This is a genomic window from Paraburkholderia sp. BR10936 (assembly GCF_040965735.1).
Lineage (GTDB): Bacteria > Pseudomonadota > Gammaproteobacteria > Burkholderiales > Burkholderiaceae > Paraburkholderia > Paraburkholderia nodosa_A.
Genome location: NZ_JBFRCM010000004.1, coordinates 471614 through 494396, shown reverse-complemented (window position 1 = coordinate 494396; position 22783 = coordinate 471614). Strand labels below are relative to the sequence as shown.

Genomic DNA, 22783 nt, shown 5'->3' with positions numbered 1-22783 from the left:
CGCGTCTGCCATCGTGCGTGCCGCGTTCACCCGCTCATGGCCACGCCGCCTGCGCCCCGCCGGGGGTCCTTTTGCGCCGCCGCAAAACTGCGGCAGCGCACTCGGACGGTAAAGCCTCTTCGTTCACGACGACTTGCGCACCCGCAGATACCAGTCGCAGAGCAACCGGACCTGCTTCGGCGTATAACCCTTCGCCACCATGCGGTTGACGAAGTCTTCGTGCTTGCGCTGCTCTTCCGCCGATCCTTTCGCATTGAACGAGATGACCGGCAAAAGTTCTTCCGTGTTCGAAAACATTTTCTTTTCGATCACCACGCGCAGCTTCTCGTAGCTGATCCAGGCCGGGTTCTTGCCGGCGTTGGCCGCACGCGCACGCAGCACGAAATTCACGATCTCGTTGCGGAAGTCCTTCGGGTTGCTGATGCCCGCGGGCTTCTCGATCTTCTCGAGCTCGGCATTCAACGCCGCGCGATCGAAGCTTTCGCCCGTGTCGTGATCGCGGAACTCCTGGTCCTGAATCCAGAAGTCGGCGTAGGTGACATAGCGGTCGAAGATGTTCTGCCCGTATTCGGAATACGACTCGAGGTAGGCGGTCTGGATCTCCTTGCCGATGAACTCCGCGTAACGCGAGGCCAGCACGTCCTTCACGAACGACAGATACTTCTGCTCGGTTTCCGGCGGGAACTGCTCGCGCTCGATCTGCTGTTCGAGCACATACATGAGGTGCACCGGATTCGCGGCCACTTCAGTCGAGTCGAAGTTGAACACGCGCGAGAGGATCTTGAACGCGAAGCGCGTCGAAACCCCGTTCATCCCTTCGTCCACGCCCGCGAAGTCGCGGTACTCCTGGTACGACTTCGCTTTTGGATCGGTGTCCTTGAGGTTTTCGCCGTCGTACACCTGCATCTTCGAGAAGAGACTCGAGTTCTCCGGCTCCTGCAGGCGCGTGAGCACCGACATCTGCGCCATCATCTTCAGCGTGCCAGGCGCGCACACGGCCTCGGCCAGCGACGAATTGCGCAACAGCTTCTCGTAGATCTTCATCTCTTCCGAGTAGCGCAGGCAGTACGGCACCTTCACCACGAAGATACGATCGAGCAGTGCCTCGTTGTTGCGGTTGTTGCGGAACGCCTTCCACTCCGACTCGTTCGAGTGCGCGAGGATGATGCCGTTGAACGGAATCGCCCCGAATCCTTCGGTGCCCTTGAAGTTGCCTTCCTGGGTGGCCGTGAGCAGCGGGTGCAGCACCTTGATCGGCGCCTTGAACATTTCGACGAATTCGAGCAGGCCCTGATTCGCGAGACACAGGCCGCCCGAGTAGCTGTAGGCGTCGGCGTCGTCCTGGGCATATTGCTCGAGCTTGCGGATGTCCACCTTGCCGACGAGCGACGAGATGTCCTGATTGTTCTCGTCGCCAGGTTCGGTCTTCGCGATGCCGATCTGGCGCAGGATGGACGGGAAGCGGCGCACCACGCGGAACTTGCGGATGTCGCCGTTGTATTCGTGCAGGCGCTTCACGGCCCACGGGCTCAAGATGCTGCGAAGGTAACGGCGCGGTATGCCGTATTGCTCTTCGAGTATCGGGCCATCTTCGTCGTAGTCGAACAGCCCGAGCGGAGACTCGTTCACGGGCGAGCCCTTGATCGAGTAGAACGGCACGCGCTCCATGAGCTGCTTCAGCCGCTCGGCGATGGAGGACTTGCCGCCGCCCACCGGACCGAGCAGATAGAGAATCTGCTTCTTCTCTTCGAGTCCTTGCGCCGCATGGCGGAAGTACGCGACGACCTGCTCGATCACGTCTTCCATGCCATAGAACTCGCGGAATGCGGGATACACCTTGATGACCTTGTTCGCAAAGATGCGCGACAGACGCGGATCGTTGCGGGTGTCGATCTGTTCGGGTTCGCCGATTGCCGTCAGCATGCGTTCGCCAGCCGTGGCGTACGCATTGGGATCTTCCTTGCAGAGCGCGAGATACTCCTCAAGCGAGAACTCCTCCTCTCGCGTTTTTTCGAAGCGGGTCGCGAAGCTGCTATAGATATCCATGCTACCTCCTCGCCAAGATCTGCGACCGATGTCGTGCGCGGCGCGCTATTCGGAAACGACATCGCTCAAATTCATCCTAAACCCTTTTGAAATTTTTCGCACCGTTAAATCGCGCCTGATGTGCCCTCTAAAGCTAAGCATTATTGAGCGCTTGGAGGGCGCCAGACAACGACTTACAATGATCTTCCCTACTGGTGCAAATTTCAGACCGGGGTCACGCTCCTTCCCACATGCTGTGCCTGCGTGTTGGCTAATTCCATCGGGCGGGGCATTCGCAGCACGCCACTTTTTACCTGATGTTCGACCGGCTTTTCGCCTTGTCATGCGGCCTGTCCGGCACTCCGGCATACACAGCGCCTCTTCATCAAACGCACCAACGCAGCGCCGGTGCACACCCATTCGTTACGATTTGTTCGCGAGCCCGCAGAACGCGCGCGCATTGCGAACTGCCACGCAAATGTTGTGAGCACGCGTCAATGCGATTTTTTTCCCGTTTTACGCGTCGATTTCGCCGTCGTCGGTGACCTGCCGCGCATTCTTGCGCGGATGCCAATCGACGCTGACCGGCCCTGTCGGCAGTAGTGGTTTTCCCGCTCCAATCGGACGACGCGCGAACGCCATGCGATGAAGATGACGCGCGTGACAGGTTGCCAGGTTTACACCCATGGGACGCACAACGCGTACAAAAAAATAAAGCCGCCGCGCAATGCGCGCGGCGGCCGTTCGTGAGAGCAAATATGACAGGTGCGACAGTTACACGATGCGCCCCTGGGCGACCTAGACGAACTCGACTTCGACTTCCCCTAGCCCGTCGATGTGGCCGTGCAGGAGGCCCGGTGTATCGATGCGGTGCGCACCGACATAGGTGCCGGTCGTAATAGTCCATTCGGGCTCGATCGTGATGCCCATGGCGGCGCAATGATTGACGAACCAGACCAGCAGTTCGCGCGGATCGCCCGCGGGGTTGCCCGGCGCCTCCGGCACGAGCGAGGCGCCGTCGAACGTCAGTTCGAGCTCAGGCGCGACGAAATCGAGCACGCGGGCAAGCGCTGGGTACGGCAGCGCATGGCCGGTCACGAGTGCACCATTGTTCTGTGCATCGGCGAGCTGGGCGAGCGGCGCGACGTTGGGCCACTGCGCGAAACGGCTGTCGACGATCTCGATCGCCGGCACGATCTGGCCTACGCGCGCGAGCACCTCGTCGCGCGCATAGGCTTCGGCGCGCGGGACGATCGGTTCCGAAAAACGAAACGCGATTTCCAGTTCCACGAGCACGCGGAAAAAGTGGCGGCGCTCGAAGCGCGCCGGCGAGGCGTGCACGAGCGGCGCCGGGATCGGCGCGCCGGAGGCAGGGCCGCCGGGGGCGCGTGCGCCCACTTTCCAGCCGCCCGTGGTCGTCTCGAGCCCGGCGAGCACCGCCTGCTGGATCGCGTAGGCCGTGGCCGCGTCGGGCGGCACGCGCTCGGGTTCCAGCGTTTCGATCAGATGATGATGCCGGCGCGCATTCACGAGGCGTTGCGCGAGATCGTCATGCGTCATGTCGGGTTCCTTGTTTGTGCTGTCATGCGGCGCTGGCGCTCGATGCCGGCCAATCCGTCCTGCCTGGCGCGGTGCGCCTGCCTTGCCCCTGCGGGGCGGGTCGTTCCTCCTGCGGTGCCACCCCGTTTGGGCCGCGCCCGGACATCGGCGCGGGCTGAACCGTCCAGCACGACGCCATGCCGCTCGCGGGCACCGCTGGGCGCCGCAGTGTAGCGCGCCGACCGGGCCGCGCAGATGACACGGCTGACAATGTACCGTAACGGCGCCCACATGGCGCATGGCGGGGCCGCACAACGGGGTCAAAGGCGTAAAAAAAGCCGCTGCGGCACAGCGGCTGGCTCTCGTGCGCGGACGGCCCGCGCGGCTTGGCGGATGAATGTCAGAAGGTTTCCCAGTCGCCGTTCGAACCGGCAGCCGACGCCACCGCGCTCATGGGCGCGCGGGGGGCTGCCACGGGCCGTGCGGCCGGCTGGGCGGCGGCGGCAGCCGGAGTGCTGCGCGGCGCGCGCTTTGCGGCAGGCGCAGCTGCCCCGACTCCCGATGCCTGGCGCGTGGCAGCAGCACGGGCGACGGAAGCCGTCCTGGCGGCTGCCGGCGCAGGCTTCACCTGCGCTGCGCCCAGCGCTGCGTCTTCCAGATTGAATACGGCGACGGCCTCGCGCAGGCGTCCCGCCTGGTCCTCGAGCGACTGCGCCGCGGCGGCGGCCTCCTCGACGAGTGCCGCGTTCTGCTGGGTCACCTCGTCCATCTGCGTGACCGCACGCGCGACCTGGTCGATGCCGCCCGACTGCTCCTGCGAAGCCGCCGCGATCTCGCCCATGATGTCGGTCACGCGCTGCACCGCGGCGATGATCTCGGTCATCGTGCGGCCCGCCTCGTCGACGAGCGCCGAGCCCGCCTGCACGCGCTCGACCGAGGTGTCGATGAGCCCCTTGATCTCCTTGGCCGCCGCCGACGAGCGTTGCGCGAGGCTGCGCACCTCGCCCGCCACCACGGCGAAGCCGCGCCCTTCCTCGCCCGCGCGTGCCGCTTCGACGGCCGCATTGAGCGCGAGGATGTTGGTCTGGAACGCGATGCCCTCGATGATCGTGATGATGTCGGCGATCTTCGCGGAGCTGTCGTTGATGTCGCCCATCGTGCCGACCACCTGATTGACGACCGAGCTGCCCTTGTTGGCGATTTCCGAGGCGTTGGCGGCGAGCGCGCTGGCCTGGCGGGCGTTGTCGGCGTTCTGCTTCACGGTGCCCGTGAGCTGTTCCATGCTCGAGGCGGTCTGCTGGAGCGCCGATGCCTGCTCTTCGGTACGCGACGAGAGGTCGAGGTTGCCCGCGGCGATCTCACGCGTGGCCGTGGCGATCGATTCGGTGCCCGAGCGCACCGAACGCACCGTTTCGGTGAGGCTGCGCTGCATCTGCGCGACGCCGCCCAGCAGTTCGCCCATCTCGTCGTTGCGGCGCACGACCACGGGCCGGCGCAGATCGCCGGCGGCGATCGCATGGAAAGCGCCAAGCGCTTCGCCGAGCGGCTCCGCAATAGCGCGGCGCAGCGAGAAGAACGAATAGGCGGCGGCGCCGATACCTACGAGCAGCGCCGCGATGCACGCGACGCGCAGCTCCGAGAACGCGGCCTGGGCGTCGTCGAAGCCCTGCTGCGCTTGCGTCATCTGGAACTTGTCGAGCACGGCGTCGGCCTTCGAGAGCCCGTCGTAGGCCTCCTTGAGCGCCTTGGCGCCGGCCACCACCTTCGCCTGATCGCCCGACTGGACGGTCGTCATGAACTGGTCCGCGATCTGGTGCAGGGCCTCGCGCCGGGCTCCGACATCCTGAGCGAGGCGCGCTTCCTCGCCGGCGTGCGGCAAGGCCATGTACTTCTTCCAGAAGTCGTCCGACACGCCACGCAGCATGCGCGCCCGGTCGACCGTCGCCGCGGCGTCGGACGTACCCTGTTCGAAGGCGGCCCGGTCGAGCGCGAGACGCTCGCGTGCCGCATAGATTTCGGCCAGATTGACCGCGTGCGAACTGGGCATCTGGTCGGTGAAAGTCTCGCGATACGCGTCGTTCGAACGCGTGAGACCCAGCAGCCCGACCGCACTGATCGCGACGATCAACGTCGCCAGAAAGCCCATCGTGATGCCAATGCGCGCCTTGATACTGATGCCCTTGCCCATGACTCCCCCAACGCTTGTGATATGGTCGGGCCCAACGCCCGACATCGAGTGGTCGCTCTAACAGGCGTTTACGGCACAGGATTTCAAGGTCTTGAAATGTGTATATGGTATGAAGTATTGGCGAAATACAATCAGGCGCGGCGCGAATAGGCCGCGCCGTGGCCGGTCATGGCTTAGATGCCAGCGAGACGTGCTGATGCGCTCAGCCCGCGAGTTCGGCGAGCGTGGGAATAGAGGGTTGAGCACCCGCGCGCGTGACTGAAACCGACGCCGCACGCAATGCGAAAGCAATGGCTTCGAGCGCGGGCGCCCCGGCAGCCAGGCGCGCGGCCAGACCGCCGATGAAGGTGTCGCCGGCCGCCGTCGTATCCACCGCATTGACGCGTGGCGCGGGCAGATGGACCGGCGCGGCGCCGTCGAGCAGCGCACATACGCCCTGCGCTCCGAGCGTCACCAGCACGTTGCGTGCGCCCGCCTCCCGCAGCGCCGACGCCGCCCGCGCCGCCTCTTCCGGCGTGCTCGCGGGCAAGCCGGTGAGCGCGGCCGCCTCCAGTTCGTTCGGTACGAGATAGTCGATGAGCGGGAGCCACTGCGCGGGCAGCGGCCCCGTGGCGGGTGCTGGATTGAGGATGGTGATCTTGCCCAGGCGCCGTGCAGCGGCGAGCGCGGCCGCCACGGCGTCGGTGGGCGTTTCGAGCTGGCAGACCACGACGCCGGCCCGCGCGAGCACGGCCTCATGGCGCGCGATCGTTTCGGGCGCGAGTTCGCCGTTGCTGCCGGCCACGATGACGATGGCATTCTGGCTCGCGTCGTCGACGATGATCAACGCCACGCCGGTCGGCGCGCCAGGCGACGTTTCGAGCGCGCCGCAGTCGATACCTTCTGCCATCAGCCCCGCGCGCAATACCTCGCCGTTGCTGTCGGCGCCGACCCGGCCGATCATCGCCACCTGGGCGCCCAGGCGCGCCGCGGCCACCGCCTGGTTGCCGCCCTTGCCGCCGGCCACCTGCGCAAAGGCATGGCCCGCGAGCGTCTCGCCGGGAGACGGCAAGCGCGGCGCGCGCGCGACGAGATCCATGTTCAGACTGCCGACCACGGCCACGCGAGCGCGTGCGTCGGTCGGCTTTGCTGCGTCAGTCGTCACGATGCCTCCTCGATGGCTTGCGCCTTCGCTACGGCCGCCCTGCCTCAGGCCGCGAGCGGCGCGTATTCCTCCGCACCGACCCAGGGCCCGGTCGATTCGCGAGCGAAGAGCGTAGGCGGCATGACGCGCCGACGCGCCCTCGCGCCTTCCTCACGCGCGTTCGCGATGCGCTCGATCAGCGTGAGCGCCGCCATGTCGCCGAGCGCACGCGCGGGCTGGCCGACCGTCGAGAGCGCGGGCCAGGTGAAGTTGCCGAGCTCGATATCGTCGAAGCCGATGATCGAGCAGTCGCCCGGCACGCGCAAGCCGCGTTCGGCGGCCGCGCGCAAGGCGCCAATGCCCATCATGTCGTTGCCGGCGAAGATCGCAGTGGGCCGCACGCTGTCGAACAGTTGCGCCGCCGCGCGGTAACCGCCCGCCCCGGAAAAGTCGCTTTCGACGATCGCGCCCGGCGCGATCTCCACGCCCCGCTCGGACATGGCGCGCAGGAAGCCGTGCATGCGCATTGCGCTCACCGCGGTCGTCACCGGCCCGGTGATGCAGCCGATGCGCGAGTGCCCGAACTCGAGCAGATGCCGCGTGGCGAGCCAGGCGCCGCGCTCGTGGTCGATCTGCACGAGATCGGCGTCGAGTCCCTCGATGTTGCGGTCGATGACGACGATCGGCTCGCGCGTATCGGCAAGCGTCGAGGCGAGCACGGCGTCGTCACCGGCCGAGGCGACGATGAGGCCGTCGATGCGCTTTTCCTGCAGCACGCGCAGGTAGCTGCGCTGCTTGGCCGGGTCGTCGTCGGAGTTGCAGAAGAACACGCAATAGCCCTTGCGCGCGCAGGCGTCCTCGACGCCGCGCGCAAGCTCCGCGAAATACGGGTTGGTGCCGTTCGGCACGAGCAGACCGACGGTCGCCGTGGCACGCGCCTTGAGCGAGCGCGCCACCGCCGACGGCACGTAGTTCAGGTCGCGGATCGCGCGCTCGACCTTGGCCCGCACGTCCGCCGACACCGGACGCGAATTGTTCACCACATGCGACACCGTCGTGAAAGATACCCCCGCCACGGCGGCCACATCCTTGATCGTCGCCATCTTTATGTTGCTCCTGCTTTTTTGCTGCCCTGTTGCTGCCGGCTCTCTGCGCGCCCGTTGTAGGTTTGGTCTGGCGTCGCTTTCCCGGTCATTTCCGTCGGCCCGCGCTGCGTTGCGGACCGCGCCCTCGAAAAAATTGTTATGTCCTGCTGCCTCTGCGACTTCGCCTGCTGCGGTACGTGTCGAGCACGACCGCCACGACGATCACCGCGCCGGTGATGATCCGTTTGGTGGGCTCGTTCGCGCCGATCTGCGCGAGCCCCGCGGCCAGCACCGAGATGATCAGCACGCCGAAGAACGTGCTGATGACCGAGCCGCGCCCGCCCATCAGACTGGTGCCGCCGATCACCACGGCCGCGATCACCTGCAGCTCCAGCCCCGCGCCCGCGTTTGGATCGGCGGCTTCGAGGCGCGAAATCTGAAACAGCGCCGCAAGTCCGGCAAGCGCGCCCATCAGCGCGAACACGATCACCTTGTACGGCCGCGGATCGACGCCCGCCAGGCGCACCGCCTCTTCGTTGGTACCGATACCGATCAGATACCGTCCGAACACCGTGCGCGTCAGCGTGAGCTGCGCGATCACCATCACCGCCACCGCGATCAGGAACGCCGGCGAGATGCCGAATGCGATCGGGTTCGAGAGAAAGTCGAACGCGTCGCCGATATACGCCGTGCGCGAATTCGTCATCTGGTACGCAAGCCCGCGCGCCGCTTCGAGCACGCCGAGCGAAACGATGAACGACGGGATGCGCCAGCCCACCGTCACCGCGCCCGTGAGCGTGCCCGTGGCCGCCGCGGCGACGAGGCCGAGCAGCGCCGCCGGCAGCGCGCCCCAGCCCCACTTGAGCGACGCCACGCTCACCACCGAAGCGCCGAGCGCGAGCACCGAACCCACCGAAAGATCGATACCCGCGATGATCAGCACGAAGGTCATGCCCACTGCCATCACCACGAGATCGGGAATCTGGTTCGCGATCGTGCTGAACGTATCGTACGTGAGGAAGTGTGAACTCAGCAGCGAGAACAACACGATCATCGCGATCAGCGCGAGCGCGAGGCCCAGGTAGTTCGAAAAGCCGAAGCGCGTGCCCACGGGCTTGCCGCTCGCCTGCATCGCATGCGGCGCCGACACCGGCGCAGCGCCCGGCGCGATTTTGGTCGAACTGGTACGCCCACCGATTTCGTCGCCGTGCGGCGACGGTTGCCCGCGCAACGGGTCGTTCGTCATGAAGCGCTCCCTCGTGGGTCGTCGTTGCGTTCCTGGGGCTTGCGCGTTTCCCTGTGTGGCGGCACGTCGCCCATCTCCGGCAGATCGCGCGCGTTCGCGACCAGCGCATCCTCGGCGCGCAGCCCCGCGAAGGCGGCCGCGAGCAGCTTGTCCTGGCTCCACTCGTCGCGACCGTAGATGGCCGTCATCTTCCCCGCCGACATCACGCCGATGCGGTCGCAGATCAGCATCAGCTCGCGCAGGTCGCTCGATACCACCACGAGCGCCCGGCCTTCACGTGCGAGCGCGCCCATCAGCGCGTAGATGTCGAACTTCGCCCCGACGTCGATGCCACGCGTAGGCTCGTCGAACAGCACGACGCGCATCGACTGCGTAATGTCGCGCGCGAGCCAGCGGCCGATCACCACCTTCTGCTGGTTGCCGCCCGACAGCTCGCCCACCGGCTGCGCGGGTCCGGATGCGCGGATTCGCAGCGCGTCGATCTGCGTGCGCGCCAGCGTGTTCTCGCGCGCCGCGTCCACCACGCCATAGCGCGAGACCGCGCCCACGTTGCCGAGCGTCACGTTCGCGGCGAGCGGCTGCGGCAACAGCAGCCCTTCGCCCTTGCGGTCCTCGGTGATGAGCGCGATGCCAAGCTTAACCGCATCGGCGGGCGAGGCAATCTGCACGGGTTCCGGCGCCGCGCCCGGGGTGGGCGCCAGCGCCACCGTGCCGCGCTCCATGCGGTCGGCGCCGTAGATGAGCCGCATCAGCTCCGTTCTGCCCGCGCCGATCAGCCCCGACACGCCGAAAATCTCGCCGGCGCGCACTTCGAACGACACGTCGCGCACAGCCTTCGCGCGCGTGAGCCCGTCCACCTTCAGGAGCGGCGCGCCGATGCGCCGCTGCCCCAGATCGATGCGCTCGCCAAGCTCGCGCCCCACCATCAGCGCGACGATGCGCTCGGGCGTGAGGTTGGCCATGGCGTCCACCCGCACGAGCTTGCCGTCGCGCAGCACCGCGACGCGCTGCGCGATGCGCTCGAGTTCTTCGAGCCGGTGCGAGATGTAGACGATCGCCACGCCGCGCGCCTTCAGCCGCGCGATCTGCGCGAACAGCAATTCGACCTCGCGAGCCGTGAGCATGGCCGTCGGCTCGTCGAGGATCAGCACGCGCATGTCGCCGCCATCGCCATGATCGGCCGCAGCGGCGCTGCCGACCAGGTTGCGCGCGATCTCCACGAGTTGCTGATGCCCGATTCCCAACTCCCCGACCGGCGTATCGGGGTCGATCGCCTCGAGTCCGACCTGCGCCATCGCGGCCCGCGCGTCGTCACGCAGCCGCCTGCGATCGATCCAGCCGAACCGCAGCGGCCCTGACTGCGGCAGGCGGTCCAGAAACAGGTTCTCCGCAACAGTGAGCGTGGGCAGCAGGTTCAACTCCTGCATGACCATGCGCACGCCGAGCGCCTCGGCTTCGCGGCGGCTCGCCGGGGCGTAGGGGCGGCCCATCAGCGTCATGCTGCCCGCACTCGACGCTGTGAGGCCGCCCACGATCTTCGAGAGCGTGCTCTTGCCCGCGCCGTTTTCCCCCGTAAGCGCAAGCACTTCGCCGGCGTGCAGCGCGAGGCTGACGTCGGCGAGCACCGGCTGCTCGTAGGTCTTCCCGACGCCCGTCACCGTAAGCACGGCGGGCGCAGGTGACGCTACGTCGGGGACATTTGCATCCATCACGATCCTGTAGTCGCGAGCCGCGCCGCCGGGTTCAACCGGTGAGTCGCGCCGCCCGGATACTGCGGGTCCGCACCGCCGCCGCACGCTCCGGTAGAGCATGCCTCGAACGGCGCGCTGGGCAGCGATACGCCGCCAAGCGGAAGACGGCCGCCCATGCGGTCATCCCGGTACAAATAACGGCTGCGCGGCGAGATTCTTGAGCGCTTATTGCGTTGCGCACGCAAATACCGCCGCGGCACGGCATGGCGCCTGTCGGCAGCGCTTTACTTCGTGACGAGCACCACGGGCGTTTCGACGATGCCCGACAGCTCCGACTGCTTCTTGTGCTCCTTGAGCGCCTTCAGGGCCGTGTCGATGCCGAACACGGCCTGTTTCGCCGCGAACTGGTCGGCGGTGGCGAGCACGCGGCCGTCCTTGAGCATGGGCTTGATGGCGCCGATGTTGTCGTAGCCGACCACGTACACCTTGCCCTGCTTGCCCGCCGCGCGCACGGCCGACACGGCGCCGATCGCCATGTTGTCGTTGCCGCACAGGAGCGCCTTGATGTCGGGGTATTCATTGAGCATGGCGGAGGCGACCGCGTTGCCCTTGTCGATCTCCCATTCGCCGGACTGCGTCGAGACGATCTTCGCGCTCACGGCGTCCATCGCGTCCTTGAAGCCCGCCGTGCGCTGCTGCGCGTTGGTCGTGGTGGAGACGCCCTCGACGATGCCCACCTGGTCGCCCGACTTCAGGCGCTTGGCCAGGTAGTCGCCCACGAGGCGGGCGCCCTTGCGGTTGTCCGGGCCGACGAACGGCACGTTCAGGTCCTTGGACTTGAGCACGTCGGCGTCGAGCTTGTTGTCGATGTTCACGACGATGATGCCCGCGTCCACCGCCTTCTTCACGACGGGCACGAGCGCCTTGGAGTCGGCGGGCGCGAGCACGATGGCGTCGACCTTCGAGACGATCATCTGCTCGACGATCTGGATTTGGGCGGCCGTGTCGGTCTCGTTCTTGATGCCGTTGGTGATGAGATCGAACTGGTCGGCGTTGTGCTTCTGATAGTCCTTCGCGCCGGTCTCCATGGTGAGGAAGAACTCGTTGGCGAGCGACTTCATGACGAGCGCGACTTTCGGCTTGTGAGGCGCCTGTGCGCGGGCCGCGAGCGGCAAAGCGCCTGTTACGGCGGTCGTGGCGAGCGCGCTGGCGGCGAGAAGGATGCGGCGGCGAATGCGGGAGTTCATGTCTGGAAGTCTCCGGTTTGTCGGGCCCGGCTGGGCCCTGCTTTCTGGTTATGCGCAAACGTTTTCTGCCGGCCCATTCTCGGCGCAGGCGCTCAACGATGTCAACTTCGCTCTGTCACTGGCGTCGCTGCCGGCCATGCGGCGGCGCAACAACGCCCGCACCGCCTTAGAGCCAGTTAATACGACGAAACAGGAAAAACAGGAAGATATCGAGCACGAGCATGGCGGCCAGGCAGATCTGGTAGCCGAACCTGAAGTGCAGCTCGGGAATGTGCTCGAAGTTCATGCCGTAGATGCCCGCGATCATGGTCGGCACAGCGAAGAGCGCGGCGAAGGAACCGAGCCGCTTGGTCACTTCGTTCTCCGCGAGCGAGATCATGCCGAGGTTCACCTGGATCGCCGTGACGATCATTTCGCGGCGCGCGTCGATCATGTTGGACACGCGCACGAGGTGGTCGTACACGTCGCGGTAGTACGCCTGCATGCCCACGCAGATCTGCGGAATGCGCCCGCCCACGAGCTTGCCGACGGCATCGACGAGCGGCGTGACGTGATGCACGAGGATCACGAGACGACGCTTGAGCGAATAGAGATCCTCGATGATCGCGCGCGAGCCCGCGAGGTCGTGCTTGTCGAAGATGCGGTCCTCCAGCTCCTCGATCTCGCCGGAGAGCGTTTCGAGCACCGGCGCGTAGCGATCGACCACGCTGTCCATCAGCGCGTAGAGCACGAACCCGGAGCCTTCGCGCAGCAATTCGGGCTCGCGCTCGCAGCGCGCGCGAACATCGCTGAAACCCTGCTGCGCGCGGTGGCGCACCGAAAGCACGAAATTGGGGCCGGCGAAGACGTTCACCTGGCCTGTGATGACTTCGCCGTCGTCGTCGAGTTCGAGCGTGTGGAGCACGCAAAAAAGCGTGTCGCCATATTCCTCGATCTTCGGCCGCTGGTTGCCGTTCATCACGTCTTCGATGGCGAGCGCATGCAGGCCGAACTCCTCCTTCATCGCCGCCATTTCTCCGGCGTCGGGGTCCTTGAGCGCGACCCAGACGAAACACTCGGGCTTCGCCAGATAGTCGCTGATGGCTTCGACTGTGACGTCGGCCAGTTTCTTGCCGCCTTGATACGCGACGCAATTGATTAGCATGTTCCTTTTCTTCCGCGCGGCGGGTCGCGCCCGCGCCGCTTCGAGTTGCACCGGTTGCCAAGTGTAAGGTGTTCCGTCGACCGACGGCGTCTGGACGGGGTGCCCGAGCGGCGCGCGTCCGGCTGACTGGGCCTGAGAGCACTGCCCGTGCCCGCCGTGCAACGGCGGCGGCGAACTGGGAGGCTACTGCGCGACGCGGCGGATGCCGATGCGGTCATCCTTGTCGAAGGTGATGCTCGCGCGGTTGGTGTAGCGCGGATCCACAAGCAAGCGCAGCTCGATCACGGGATCGAACTGCGTCGTCACGGCGATGCGGCGCACGCCGGGCTTCAGGTAGAACGTGACGTGTTCGCCGTCCATGAGGTCGGTCACGCGTTCACCGTCGATGTAGACGGGCGCGTCGCGGAATTTGACGATGACGTTGCGGGTGCGCTCGCGGCGCACGTCCACGGCCACGAGGCCCTCGCCCGGCTCGGTGTAGCCAGGCTTCAGGATGCGTTCAGCCGGCACGGGCTTGAACGGCATGGGCTGCGGCTGCTCCTCGGCACAGCCGCCGAGTGCGAACGCGGCGACCACCGTGACGGCGGCGGCGAGACTCGCAATCGCTCTGCGCGACGGCAAAAGCGGCATGGGCGCTTTCCCCTTTTCTGACTTCTGGCTCCCGGTTCGCGCCCATCATATCCGTACGGGCGCCAGACCGATCATCGTTGTTATATGCTTTGGGGACTGCGCGGCAGCGCTCGCAACCGGCATTAAGAGGAGGCAACGGCCATGTGGTACTTCTCGTGGATTCTCGGCATCGGCGTTGCGCTCGGCTTTGGCATCATCAACGTGATGTGGCTCGAGGCCAACGGCAAATTCCTGAACGGACACGGACCCGAGCAAAACGGCCTGGATAACGCCCCGTCGGCAAACGCCGGCACGCAACCCGGCGAGGCACGCCGCCCGTGACAAGACTGGTGTTCTTCTGCGGCCACGCCGGCGCCGGCAAGACCTCGCTCGCCAAACGCCTGTTCGCCCCGCTCGCCCGCGAAACCGGCGAGCCGTTCTGCCTGCTCGACAAGGACACGCTCTACGGCAGCTATAGCGCAGCCGCGATGGGCGCGCTCACGCACGACCCGAACGATCGCGACAGCCCGCTTTTCCTGCAGCATTTTCGCGAACCCGAGTACCGCGGGCTCATCGACACCGCCCGCGAAAACCTCGAACTTGGCGTGAGCGCGCTCGTGGTCGGCCCGCTGTCGCGCGAAGTGCGCGAGCGCAAGCTGTTCGACCGCGCGTGGCTCGGTGTCGGTCAGGAGGTGGGACTCACCGTGGTGTGGGTGCATACGAGCGAGGAAACGGCGCACGCGCGCATCGGCGCGCGCGCCCATCCGATCGACGCCTACAAGCTCGCTCACTGGAACGAATACCGGCAGCGGCGCTTCATGCCGTCGGGCGCGCAGCTCGACGGCCTTCTGCTCTTCGACAACAGCGCGCCCGCCGCGGCCGACTACGACGCGCTGCTCGAGCGCATCGTGTCGGCAACGGCATCGACCTGAGACTTCAGGCCGCCACCTTCGCGCGGCTGTCGAGCGTCGCGCCTTCGTACACCTGACCGAAGCGGTTCGCGAGGAACTGCTGGAGCGACACCTGCTCCTGGCGCACGAACCCGGCTTGCGGCAGACGCTTTTCGCGGAACAGATCGAGCACCGCGCACATGGCGCCGGCGGTGGTGATCTGGATCGCGCTCATGGGCACGCCGCACACCGTCTTCGCGAAGATCTTGCGCGTGAACACCTCCTGCACGAGCTTGCCGTCGCGCATGCCGGTCACCGTCATGAAGATGAGCACGACGTCCTGCTCGGTTGCGGGCACCGAGCGGCGCAGGATGGACTTGAGCGTGTCGCGGTCGCTGGAAAGGCGCAGGTCTTCGAGCAGGAACTGCATGAGCGCGCGATGGCCCGGATAACGCACCGACTTGTAGTCGAGCGATTCGACCTTGCCCGAAAGCGTTTCGCAGAGCGTACCCAGGCCGCCCGACGTATTGAAGGCCTCGTACTCGACGCCGTCGAGCGAGAAATGCTCGAGACCTTCGAGCGGCTGCACCCACTGCGTGCGGCTTTCGCGAATCGCTTCGCACGGCTGGCAATACTCGTTGATGAGACCGTCGACGCTCCATGTGAGGTTGTACTTGAGCGCGTTGGTGGGAAACTGCGGCAGCGCGCCTACGCGCATCTTGACGTCGCGGATCTCGGTGAAGCGGCTCGCGAGCGCATGCGCCGCTATGCCGATGAAGCCGGGCGCGAGACCACATTGCGGCATGAAGACATGATCGGCGTCGTCGGCCAGCGCGCGAATCGCGTGGGTCGCCCGCACGTCCTCGGTCAGGTCGAAGTAATGGACGCCTGCGCCCTTCGCCGCCGAGGCGACGTTCACGGCAAGGTAATACGGCAGCGCGTTGATCAGCACGTCATAACCTTCCAGCGCGCCGCGCAGCGCGGCGGCGTCGCCGGAATCGACACGCGCGGTGGGAATGCCCTGCGCCGCAAGCGGCTCGAGCGATTTCGCATCGCGGTCGAACGCCGCGACTTCGTAGTCGCCGCTCTCACGCAGCATGTGGGCAATGGTGTGGCCGATCAGGCCGGCGCCTGCAATCGCAACTTTCATGTGTCATCTCCTTTGGTTTTCTATGCTTGGGGATGGGCAGCGCCCGCTCAAACACAGTCTAGGGAGAGACAAATACGGTTCATAGACGCAAAACGATGCGTTTCGACCGCCATTTTCGTCATTCTGACGACCGTTCTCGTCGAAATGACGAAACCATTCATTTTCGATGACGAAGACCTCGCCGTTCGGGCCGCGGCTCAGCCCTCGATTCAGCCCGTCACCGAGCCGCGATCGACCTTGCGCGCAAGCACGATCGATGTGGTCGTGCGTTCCACGCCGGGTATGCCGCCAATCTGGTCGAGCAGATCGTTGAGGCGGTCGGGCGAATCGGCGCGCAGCCACGCCACGTAGTCGTACTCGCCGCTTACCGCGCACAGCAACTGCACTTCGGGCATCTTGCCGAGGCGCTTTTGCACATCGGGCCCATGGCGCGGCGCGATGATGAGTCCGACCCACGCCTGCAGGCTCGCGTCGAGCACATCCTGGCCGAGGCGCACGCCGTAGCCGGCGATCACCTGAGTGCGTTCGAGCCGCTCGATGCGCGCAAGCACCGTGGTGCGCGCGACGCCCAGGCGCCGTGCGAGATTCGCGACGCTTTCGCGCGCATTTTCCTGCAGCAGCGCGACGAGGCTGCGGTCGAGGTCGTCGAGTTGATCGAGGCGCGGAGGTCTCATCGGGCGGTGTCTGTATGGGAAGTCTGAACGGCGTCATTATCGCGCGCGGCTGAGCACGCCGGCGGCGCTCGCGTCGCGCAAGTCCTGCGCGACGGGTATTTCCACGCGTTTCGTTTGTAAGCAAGTGTCGCAGCCGGGGCGTCGCGAAGCGAGAACGTGGTACTAATAGCGCCTGCAGCCATTCTGGCCATGCTACCCGCTACGAAATGATTCAAGGAGTCACAATGAAGAAAGCTTTCGTCATCCTTGCCGTCTCGCTCTCGATGAGCGGCGCGTTCGCGCAAAGCGCTGCGCCGGCCGCTTCGGCAACCGCCGCGGCCGCGTCGAGCGCCGATGTGCGCGCCGCGCAGCATCAGCAGCGTGTCGAGGAGCGCATCACGTGGCTGCACACGCAGCTCAAGATCACGCCCGAGCAAGAACCGCAATGGAAGACGTTCGCCGACACCATGCGCAGCAACGGCGAGACCATGGCGAATCTCTTCAAGCAGCGCGCGGAGAGCGAAAGCTCGCGCAACGCGCTCGACGACATGAAGCAGTATGCGCAGATCGCCCAGGCACACGCGGACGACATGCAGAAGCTCGTCTCGGCGTTCGAGCCGCTCTACACGAGCCTCTCGCCGGAACAGAAGAAGCTCGCCGATCAGTCCTTCCGCCACGGCAATGAGCACGGCCCGTCGGGCAAGCCGGGCCATCCGAAGCACAAGGGCAAGGCCAAGCCTTCGGCAGGCGACGCAACGAGCGACACCGAAGCGGCCAGCACGCCGGCCGCGCAGTAAGAAGGAGTAAGACGCACCCGCGAATCGGGCCGCGCTCCCATGCGTGCGCAACGGCCCAATCCAGGGTACCCTTGCGGACCGCGCGACGGCCGGGCAGTTTCGCCCGGCCGTCGCTTCTTTGAAAGCCGCTTTTTGTGAAGCCCGTCCGCTGCTGCCGCCATGATTGAACTGACCCAACTCGACCTGCGTGTCGACCCCGCCGCACAGCGCGTCGTCAAGGACGAGACCGTGAGCGTCGAGTTTGCGGCCGTTGCCGGCGAGCTGATGAGCCTCGAAGGCCCGAACCGCTATGCGCCCGGCGACGCGATCATCACCGGTTCGACCGGCGATCGCTGGGTCGTCTCGCGCGACCGGTTCGATGCGAAGTATCTGCCCGCGAGCGACACCCTCGCTCACGGCGAGGCAGGCGCGTATCGCAACCACCAGGTCGTGGTGCTCGCAAGGCGCATGGACGAGCCGTTCACGCTCGTGCGTTCTGCCGGCGGCGACCGGCTTGGCGGCGTGGCCGGCGACTGGGTCATGCAATACGCACCCGGCGACTATGGCGTCGTGCAGGCCGCACGTTTCGCCAAGGTCTACAAGCTCGCCGACTGAATCTCAGCGCAACGCAAACTGGGCGCACTGCGCCCATCGCTTCAAGCCAATGCGCTTCGAGCAAGCGCTTTACGCAAATTCTTCGTCCAGCGCGATCGTCACCTCGCGCGGCACGTCTTCGCCCTTCGCGTGCTGTTCCTCGAGCGATTCGATCGTCGCCTCCACCCAGGCTCGCAACACCGCGAAGCTGCGCCCGCGCAGCCGCGGCGGCAATGCGCGATAGCGTGCGAGCGCGGCGGGTGCGATTGCCACCGTGAGCACCATGCGGCGCGCCTTCGAGCCGAAGCGCATCGCCACCCAGTGCACGACCAGTTGCGGCACGCCGTTTTCATTCGGCTCTTCGGCAAAGCGCGTCTGCTCGGGAAAGATGTCGGCGATCACGCGGACGAGCTCGTCGAATTCGGGGCTCGCGCATTCAAACAGATAGGCTTCCATTGACGCCAGAAAAAAGAAGTAAGACGCGCGCACTTACGCCGCGCGTGCGACGCGCCGCTGCGGGCGGCACGTCCTGAAAAGCACGACGGCGACCACCACGGCCGCCACCGCATACAAACCGTCCACGGCCACGAGCGGCACGAGACGCGCCTGATACATCGCGGCAGGCACGTCGATGAGCGCGTGCACGAGGATCGCGAGCGGCAAAATCCCCTTCCATCCCGCGCGCACACCGCGCCACATCAGCACCGACAAGGCAATCTGGAACACGAACGCGGCCGTGCGCTCGAGCGCAAAGACGCCCGCGAAAAGCGGCGAAAGGCTAGCGAGAATCAGATGCACGCGCAAGACCGAGTCCATCGTGAGATTGGAGAGATGCTCGTCGAGATTGCCGCGATTCGCGAGCACCGCGAACACGATCCATTGCAACTGCACGAGCACGCCGACGAACCACGCCTCCGCACCCGCATGGCCGATGCCGTAGCCGAAGGCCGAGCTGTCTGCGGGCGCGTTGGACTTGCCTGCGCCGCGGCGCGCGATGAGCCGCATGGCGATATAACGCCCGACCTCCTCGCACACGCCCGCCGCGAGCGCGCCGTACAGCACGAAGAAAACGGGGTTCGAAAGGACCTGCGCGACGGCGGCGTTGCCGTGCAGCATGTAGTCGTTGATGGCGCGCTCGATCACAGCCACGAACAACGCGAAGATGGCGACGCCCGTGATCGTATCGCGCCAGTCGAGCGCGAACGGCACACGCAGCCGGCGATACAGCGATACGGGCAAGGCGGCGACAAACAGCGTCGCAAGCGATAGGCAGACGAGCGTGATCGGAGCTACGGACATGGGCTTCCTTATGACGTTCGGCACGCACGCACGCGCGCCGCAGCCCGCATGATCGCAGATATCGGCGCTTGCGCGCAGCCCCGGCTGCGCGAGAGCCCCGCAATCGCGCCGTCCTCACCCCAGCGTCGAAGCCCTCACCACCAGTTCGCCCTCGAAGGCCGCCGCGCGTGCCTTGGGCGCCGCGCCCTCGATGCGCTCGTGCAGAAACTCCACCGCGCGATAGCCGATCTCGCGCGTCGGCTGGCGGATCGTCGTGATGCCGGCAAGCTCGGCCCACTCCGGATCGTCGATGGCGACGAGCGCCACGCGCTGCTGCCACTGCGCGCCGAGGGCCGCTTTCAGATGCAAGGCGAGGCGCAGCGCCACCGGCGCATTGGCCGCGAACAGCGCGCACCGCGCACCGCGTGCCAGCGCCTGGGCCACGTGGGTGTCGAGCGCCGCGAGCGCGGTTTGCACGGTGGCTTCGTCATGGAGATCGAGCACGTGCGTGAGGCCGCGGGCCGCGCCCTTCGTAGCCTGCATCGACTCGCGAAACGCCGCTTCGCGCTCGCGCCGCGAACTCACCTGTTCGAATGGCTGCACGACGAACACGATGTCGTCATAGCCGCGCGCAAGCAGATGCTCCGCGCCGAGGCGCACGGCCGCCGCGTTATCGAGGCCGACCATGTCCGCATCGAGGCCGTCGACGGTCCGGTCGATCAGCACGGCCGGAATGCCGCCGCTGCCCACGGGTTTCAACATCGATTCGCGCACGCCGAGTGCGTTGACGATCACGCCTTCCACGCGATACGTGGTGAGCAGCTGGAGATAGCGCCGCTCCATGTCGATCTCGTTCGCCGCGTGGCAGATGAGCGGCATGTAGCCGAGCGCGTGACACGCCTCTTCTACGCCCTGCAGAATCTCCACCGAATAGGGATTGGCGAGATCGGCGATCAGCAGGCCGAGCAGACGGTTGCGGCCGCGCTTGAGCCCGCGCGCCATCTGGTTGGGGCGATAGTCGAGCCGCTCGATCGCCGCCTCGATGCGCGCGCGCAGGTCGGGCGAAAGCACACCCAGCTCGCCGTTCAGATAGCGCGAGATGCTGGTCTTGCCGGTGCCGGCTTCGCGCGCCACGTCGCTGATGGTCGCGCGGCGCGGCGCCGTGGCCGCGGCGCCCTTTTCCGCCGTATCGACGTCACGCTCGCGATCCGCGCCGCCCGCAGCCATGCTCATCGCGCGAGCACCTCGCGGTTGACGACGTTCACATCGAGCGTGCCAGCGAGCGCCGCGACGAGGTTCTCCGCTGCGCAGCGCGCCATCGCGTGACGCGTCTCGTGCGTGGCGGAGCCGATGTGCGGCAGCGCCACCACGTTCGGCATGCGCAGCAGCGGCGACGCGGGATCGATCGGCTCGCGCTCGAACACATCGAGGCCCGCGCCGTGGATCGTGCGAGCTTCGAGCGCCGCGATCAGCGCTTTTTCGTCGACGGTCGCGCCGCGCGAGGCGTTGATGAGAATCGCGCTCTTCTTCATCTTCTTCAACTGTTCCGCGCCGATCAGATGGCGCGTGGCGTCGGTGAGCGGCACCTGGAGGCACACGAAGTCCGCGCTTGCGAGCAGCTCGTCGAGTTCGACCCGGCGCGCGCCATAGTTGCGCTCGGCCGCTTCGTTCGGGCTGCGGTTCGTGTAGAGCACCTTCATGTTGAAGCCGAGCGCGGCACGGCGCGCCACGGCGCCGCCGATGCGCCCGAGCCCCACGATGCCGAGCGTTTTGCCCTGCACGTCCACGCCGAATTGCGCCGGGCCGATGCTGCCCTTCCACTGGCCCGCCTTGACCCAGTCGGCCAGCTCGACCACGCGGCGAGCGCTCGCGAGGATCAACGAGAAGACGGTGTCGGCCGTCGATTCGGTCAGCACGTCGGGCGTGTGGGCGAGCACGATGCCGCGCTTGGTGAGATCGGGCACGTCGAACTGGTCGTAGCCCACGGAGATCGTGGAGAGCGCCTTCACGCGCGAACCGTCCAGCATCGCCGGTGCGATCTTCACGCTCGCGCCGATCGCGCCGTCGGCGTCTTTTAGCGCGGCGGCGAGTGCGCCGGGCTGGTCGGCATCGACGTCGATCAGTTCGGCATGCTCGCGCAGATAGTCGGCGACATCGGCGGGCAAGGCTTTGTAGACAACGATTTTCGGCTTCATAAGTGCGCTAGAAAAGAGAGGTTATTTTCCGTGAGCCGGGGATGCATAACCACGGGCGGCGGCGCGCTGCGGCCTGACGGCGAGCGTGAGGCCCACTGAAACGAGCAGCGCCGCGCTCATGAACGCATAGGATGCCGCAGGCGAGCCCGTCGCGCCATTCAGATACCCGACCACATAGGAGCCGACGAACGAGCCGAGCGCGCCCATGCTGTTGATGAGCGCCATCGCACCGCCGGCCACGTTCTTCGGCAGCAGTTCCGGCACGATCGCGAAGAACGGGCCATACGGCGCGTACATCGCCGCACCCGCCACCACGAGCAGCGCGTACGAGATCCAGAAGTGCGTCGAGCCGAGTGCGTAGGAGAGCGCGAAGGCGAGCGCGCCGACCAGCAGGAACGGCCACACGAAGGCGCGGCGATTGTCGAGCTTGTCCGACGCCCACGAGGCGGCCAGCATCGCAATGGTCGCCGCGAGATACGGCACGGCGGAGAGCCAGCCCGTTTCGACCATGCCGAGCGCCGAGCCGTTCTTCACGATCGAGGGCAGCCACAGCACGAAACCGTACACGCCGATGCTCCAGCAGAAGTACTGCGCCGAGAGCAGCATCACGGCAGGCGTGCGGAACGCCTCGGCATAGTTGCGCACCGGCTTGATGGCGGCCTGCTCGGCGCGCATCGCGGCGTCGAGCGCGCGCTTTTCATCGTCGGAGAGCCAGTTGACTTGTGCGGGCTTGTCGCGCACGAGCAACCACCAGCACACGGCCCACAGCACAGCCGGCACGCCTTCGGCGATGAACATGTGACGCCAGCCGAAGGCATGCACGAGATAGCCCGATACGACCGACATCCACAGCACCGTGACCGGATTGCCGAGAATCAGGAACGTGTTGGCGCGCGAGCGCTCCTTCTTCGTGAACCAGTTGCTGATGAAGATGAGCATGGCGGGCATCACGGCCGCCTCGACTACGCCGAGCACGAAACGGATCGCCATGAGCGACGGAATGTTCGTGACAACGCCCGTGAGCGCGGCGCAGCCGCCCCACAGCACGAGGCTCACGAACACGAGCGTGCGCACGCTGCGGCGCTCCGCATACACGGCGCCCGGCAGCTGGAAGAAGAAGTAGCCGAGGAAGAACAGCGCGCCGATCAGCGACGAGAGCCCCGGGCTGATGCCGAGATCGCGATTGATGCCGGCCGCCGAGGCGAAGCCGTAGTTGGCGCGGTCGAGATAGGCGAGGCTGTACGTGATGAACACGATCGGCATGATTGCCCACCAGCGGCGCGGTGCGAGCGAGGTTGAGGTCATCGGTGTCTCCAGTTGAATGGGGCTCGGTACCTGACAGTGCCGCCC

At 66.2% G+C, this 22783-nt stretch carries 21 protein-coding genes; 4 read left to right on the top strand and 17 right to left on the bottom strand.

Annotated elements, in window-relative coordinates:
• Positions 1 to 123: 123 nt before the first annotated feature.
• The 10 genes from AB4Y36_RS11850 to AB4Y36_RS11805 form a co-directional block, all read right to left on the bottom strand.
• On the bottom strand, positions 124 to 2046 hold the full coding sequence (locus AB4Y36_RS11850; RefSeq protein ID WP_069265701.1) for a PrkA family serine protein kinase: 1923 nt from the start codon (positions 2044 to 2046) through the stop codon (positions 124 to 126).
• Positions 2047 to 2823: 777 nt separating this feature from the next.
• Complete coding sequence (locus AB4Y36_RS11845) at positions 2824 to 3585, bottom strand: 2-keto-4-pentenoate hydratase (protein ID WP_069265700.1); 762 nt, start codon at positions 3583 to 3585, stop codon at positions 2824 to 2826.
• Positions 3586 to 3964: 379 nt separating this feature from the next.
• On the bottom strand, positions 3965 to 5752 hold the full coding sequence (locus AB4Y36_RS11840) for a methyl-accepting chemotaxis protein (RefSeq protein WP_368683034.1): 1788 nt from the start codon (positions 5750 to 5752) through the stop codon (positions 3965 to 3967).
• Positions 5753 to 5954: 202 nt separating this feature from the next.
• Positions 5955 to 6896, bottom strand: a complete 942-nt coding sequence (rbsK, locus tag AB4Y36_RS11835; protein ID WP_342945777.1) for a ribokinase — start codon at positions 6894 to 6896, stop codon at positions 5955 to 5957.
• Between the two features lie 44 nt (positions 6897 to 6940).
• Complete coding sequence (locus tag AB4Y36_RS11830) at positions 6941 to 7978, bottom strand: LacI family DNA-binding transcriptional regulator (protein ID WP_069265698.1); 1038 nt, start codon at positions 7976 to 7978, stop codon at positions 6941 to 6943.
• A 139-nt stretch (positions 7979 to 8117) separates the two neighbouring features.
• A complete protein-coding gene (locus tag AB4Y36_RS11825) occupies positions 8118 to 9206 on the bottom strand; it encodes an ABC transporter permease (protein ID WP_342945778.1) in 1089 nt (362 codons plus the stop codon).
• Positions 9203 to 10915, bottom strand: coding sequence for a sugar ABC transporter ATP-binding protein (locus tag AB4Y36_RS11820; protein ID WP_368683033.1), 1713 nt, complete (start codon positions 10913 to 10915; stop codon positions 9203 to 9205). Before AB4Y36_RS11820 ends, AB4Y36_RS11825 begins: the two co-directional genes overlap by 4 nt.
• Positions 10916 to 11181: 266 nt before the next feature.
• Positions 11182 to 12144, bottom strand: coding sequence for a sugar ABC transporter substrate-binding protein (locus AB4Y36_RS11815; protein ID WP_069265696.1), 963 nt, complete (start codon positions 12142 to 12144; stop codon positions 11182 to 11184).
• A 166-nt stretch (positions 12145 to 12310) separates the two neighbouring features.
• On the bottom strand, positions 12311 to 13288 hold the full coding sequence (corA, locus tag AB4Y36_RS11810) for a magnesium/cobalt transporter CorA (protein WP_368683032.1): 978 nt from the start codon (positions 13286 to 13288) through the stop codon (positions 12311 to 12313).
• Between the two features lie 183 nt (positions 13289 to 13471).
• Positions 13472 to 13918: a hypothetical protein gene (locus tag AB4Y36_RS11805; RefSeq protein ID WP_069265694.1), complete on the bottom strand. Its 447-nt coding sequence runs from the start codon at positions 13916 to 13918 to the stop codon at positions 13472 to 13474.
• Positions 13919 to 14059: 141 nt separating this feature from the next.
• On the opposite strand from AB4Y36_RS11805, the gene cydX reads away from it, so the two are divergent.
• Together cydX and AB4Y36_RS11795 are read left to right on the top strand one after the other, a co-directional pair.
• Positions 14060 to 14239 carry a cytochrome bd-I oxidase subunit CydX gene (gene cydX, locus AB4Y36_RS11800; protein ID WP_069265693.1) on the top strand — a complete coding sequence of 60 codons (180 nt, stop codon included), beginning with the start codon at positions 14060 to 14062 and terminating at the stop codon, positions 14237 to 14239.
• Entirely contained in the window at positions 14236 to 14829 is a 594-nt protein-coding gene (locus tag AB4Y36_RS11795) for an AAA family ATPase (protein WP_368605379.1), read from the top strand. The genes cydX and AB4Y36_RS11795 overlap by 4 nt, the downstream gene beginning before the upstream one ends.
• 4 nt (positions 14830 to 14833) lie before the next feature.
• Here the strand turns inward: AB4Y36_RS11795 and AB4Y36_RS11790 are convergent, their stop codons facing one another.
• Entirely contained in the window at positions 14834 to 15937 is a 1104-nt protein-coding gene (locus AB4Y36_RS11790) for a saccharopine dehydrogenase family protein (RefSeq protein ID WP_069265691.1), read from the bottom strand.
• Between the two features lie 209 nt (positions 15938 to 16146).
• Positions 16147 to 16611: an Lrp/AsnC family transcriptional regulator gene (locus tag AB4Y36_RS11785; protein ID WP_042265707.1), complete on the bottom strand. Its 465-nt coding sequence runs from the start codon at positions 16609 to 16611 to the stop codon at positions 16147 to 16149.
• Positions 16612 to 16835: 224 nt separating this feature from the next.
• On the opposite strand from AB4Y36_RS11785, the gene AB4Y36_RS11780 reads away from it, so the two are divergent.
• Positions 16836 to 17387, top strand: a complete 552-nt coding sequence (locus AB4Y36_RS11780) for a Spy/CpxP family protein refolding chaperone (RefSeq protein ID WP_368605380.1) — start codon at positions 16836 to 16838, stop codon at positions 17385 to 17387.
• 159 nt (positions 17388 to 17546) lie between these two features.
• Entirely contained in the window at positions 17547 to 17981 is a 435-nt protein-coding gene (locus tag AB4Y36_RS11775) for a PGDYG domain-containing protein (protein ID WP_368605381.1), read from the top strand.
• Between the two features lie 69 nt (positions 17982 to 18050).
• On the opposite strand, the gene AB4Y36_RS11770 is transcribed toward AB4Y36_RS11775, so the two are convergent.
• The 5 genes from AB4Y36_RS11770 to AB4Y36_RS11750 form a co-directional block, all read right to left on the bottom strand.
• A complete protein-coding gene (locus AB4Y36_RS11770; protein ID WP_368683031.1) occupies positions 18051 to 18416 on the bottom strand; it encodes a DUF3022 domain-containing protein in 366 nt (121 codons plus the stop codon).
• A 33-nt stretch (positions 18417 to 18449) separates the two neighbouring features.
• Positions 18450 to 19259: a YhfC family intramembrane metalloprotease gene (locus tag AB4Y36_RS11765; protein WP_368683030.1), complete on the bottom strand. Its 810-nt coding sequence runs from the start codon at positions 19257 to 19259 to the stop codon at positions 18450 to 18452.
• A gap of 114 nt (positions 19260 to 19373) precedes the next feature.
• The gene (locus tag AB4Y36_RS11760; RefSeq protein WP_368683029.1) at positions 19374 to 20471 is read right to left on the bottom strand and encodes a LacI family DNA-binding transcriptional regulator; all 1098 of its coding nucleotides are present in this window, start codon (positions 20469 to 20471) and stop codon (positions 19374 to 19376) included.
• Complete coding sequence (locus tag AB4Y36_RS11755) at positions 20468 to 21433, bottom strand: D-glycerate dehydrogenase (protein ID WP_069265687.1); 966 nt, start codon at positions 21431 to 21433, stop codon at positions 20468 to 20470. Before AB4Y36_RS11755 ends, AB4Y36_RS11760 begins: the two co-directional genes overlap by 4 nt.
• A gap of 21 nt (positions 21434 to 21454) precedes the next feature.
• Positions 21455 to 22738, bottom strand: coding sequence for an MFS transporter (locus AB4Y36_RS11750; protein WP_368683028.1), 1284 nt, complete (start codon positions 22736 to 22738; stop codon positions 21455 to 21457).
• Positions 22739 to 22783: the final 45 nt, after the last annotated feature.

Excerpts from the sequence above, each read along its gene's own strand:
- AB4Y36_RS11850 (WP_069265701.1), bottom strand. The coding sequence starts at position 2,046 with ATGGATATCTATAGCAGCTTCGCGACCCGCTTCGAAAAAACGCGAGAG.
- AB4Y36_RS11845 (WP_069265700.1), bottom strand. The coding sequence starts at position 3,585 with ATGACGCATGACGATCTCGCGCAACGCCTCGTGAATGCGCGCCGGCAT.
- AB4Y36_RS11840 (WP_368683034.1), bottom strand. The coding sequence starts at position 5,752 with ATGGGCAAGGGCATCAGTATCAAGGCGCGCATTGGCATCACGATGGGC.
- AB4Y36_RS11830 (WP_069265698.1), bottom strand. The coding sequence starts at position 7,978 with ATGGCGACGATCAAGGATGTGGCCGCCGTGGCGGGGGTATCTTTCACG.
- AB4Y36_RS11825 (WP_342945778.1), bottom strand. The coding sequence starts at position 9,206 with ATGACGAACGACCCGTTGCGCGGGCAACCGTCGCCGCACGGCGACGAA.
- AB4Y36_RS11820 (WP_368683033.1), bottom strand. The coding sequence starts at position 10,915 with ATGGATGCAAATGTCCCCGACGTAGCGTCACCTGCGCCCGCCGTGCTT.
- AB4Y36_RS11815 (WP_069265696.1), bottom strand. The coding sequence starts at position 12,144 with ATGAACTCCCGCATTCGCCGCCGCATCCTTCTCGCCGCCAGCGCGCTC.
- corA (WP_368683032.1), bottom strand. The coding sequence starts at position 13,288 with ATGCTAATCAATTGCGTCGCGTATCAAGGCGGCAAGAAACTGGCCGAC.
- AB4Y36_RS11805 (WP_069265694.1), bottom strand. The coding sequence starts at position 13,918 with ATGCCGCTTTTGCCGTCGCGCAGAGCGATTGCGAGTCTCGCCGCCGCC.
- cydX (WP_069265693.1), top strand. The coding sequence starts at position 14,060 with ATGTGGTACTTCTCGTGGATTCTCGGCATCGGCGTTGCGCTCGGCTTT.
- AB4Y36_RS11790 (WP_069265691.1), bottom strand. The coding sequence starts at position 15,937 with ATGAAAGTTGCGATTGCAGGCGCCGGCCTGATCGGCCACACCATTGCC.
- AB4Y36_RS11785 (WP_042265707.1), bottom strand. The coding sequence starts at position 16,611 with ATGAGACCTCCGCGCCTCGATCAACTCGACGACCTCGACCGCAGCCTC.
- AB4Y36_RS11780 (WP_368605380.1), top strand. The coding sequence starts at position 16,836 with ATGAAGAAAGCTTTCGTCATCCTTGCCGTCTCGCTCTCGATGAGCGGC.
- AB4Y36_RS11775 (WP_368605381.1), top strand. The coding sequence starts at position 17,547 with ATGATTGAACTGACCCAACTCGACCTGCGTGTCGACCCCGCCGCACAG.
- AB4Y36_RS11770 (WP_368683031.1), bottom strand. The coding sequence starts at position 18,416 with ATGGAAGCCTATCTGTTTGAATGCGCGAGCCCCGAATTCGACGAGCTC.
- AB4Y36_RS11765 (WP_368683030.1), bottom strand. The coding sequence starts at position 19,259 with ATGTCCGTAGCTCCGATCACGCTCGTCTGCCTATCGCTTGCGACGCTG.
- AB4Y36_RS11760 (WP_368683029.1), bottom strand. The coding sequence starts at position 20,471 with ATGAGCATGGCTGCGGGCGGCGCGGATCGCGAGCGTGACGTCGATACG.
- AB4Y36_RS11755 (WP_069265687.1), bottom strand. The coding sequence starts at position 21,433 with ATGAAGCCGAAAATCGTTGTCTACAAAGCCTTGCCCGCCGATGTCGCC.
- AB4Y36_RS11750 (WP_368683028.1), bottom strand. The coding sequence starts at position 22,738 with ATGACCTCAACCTCGCTCGCACCGCGCCGCTGGTGGGCAATCATGCCG.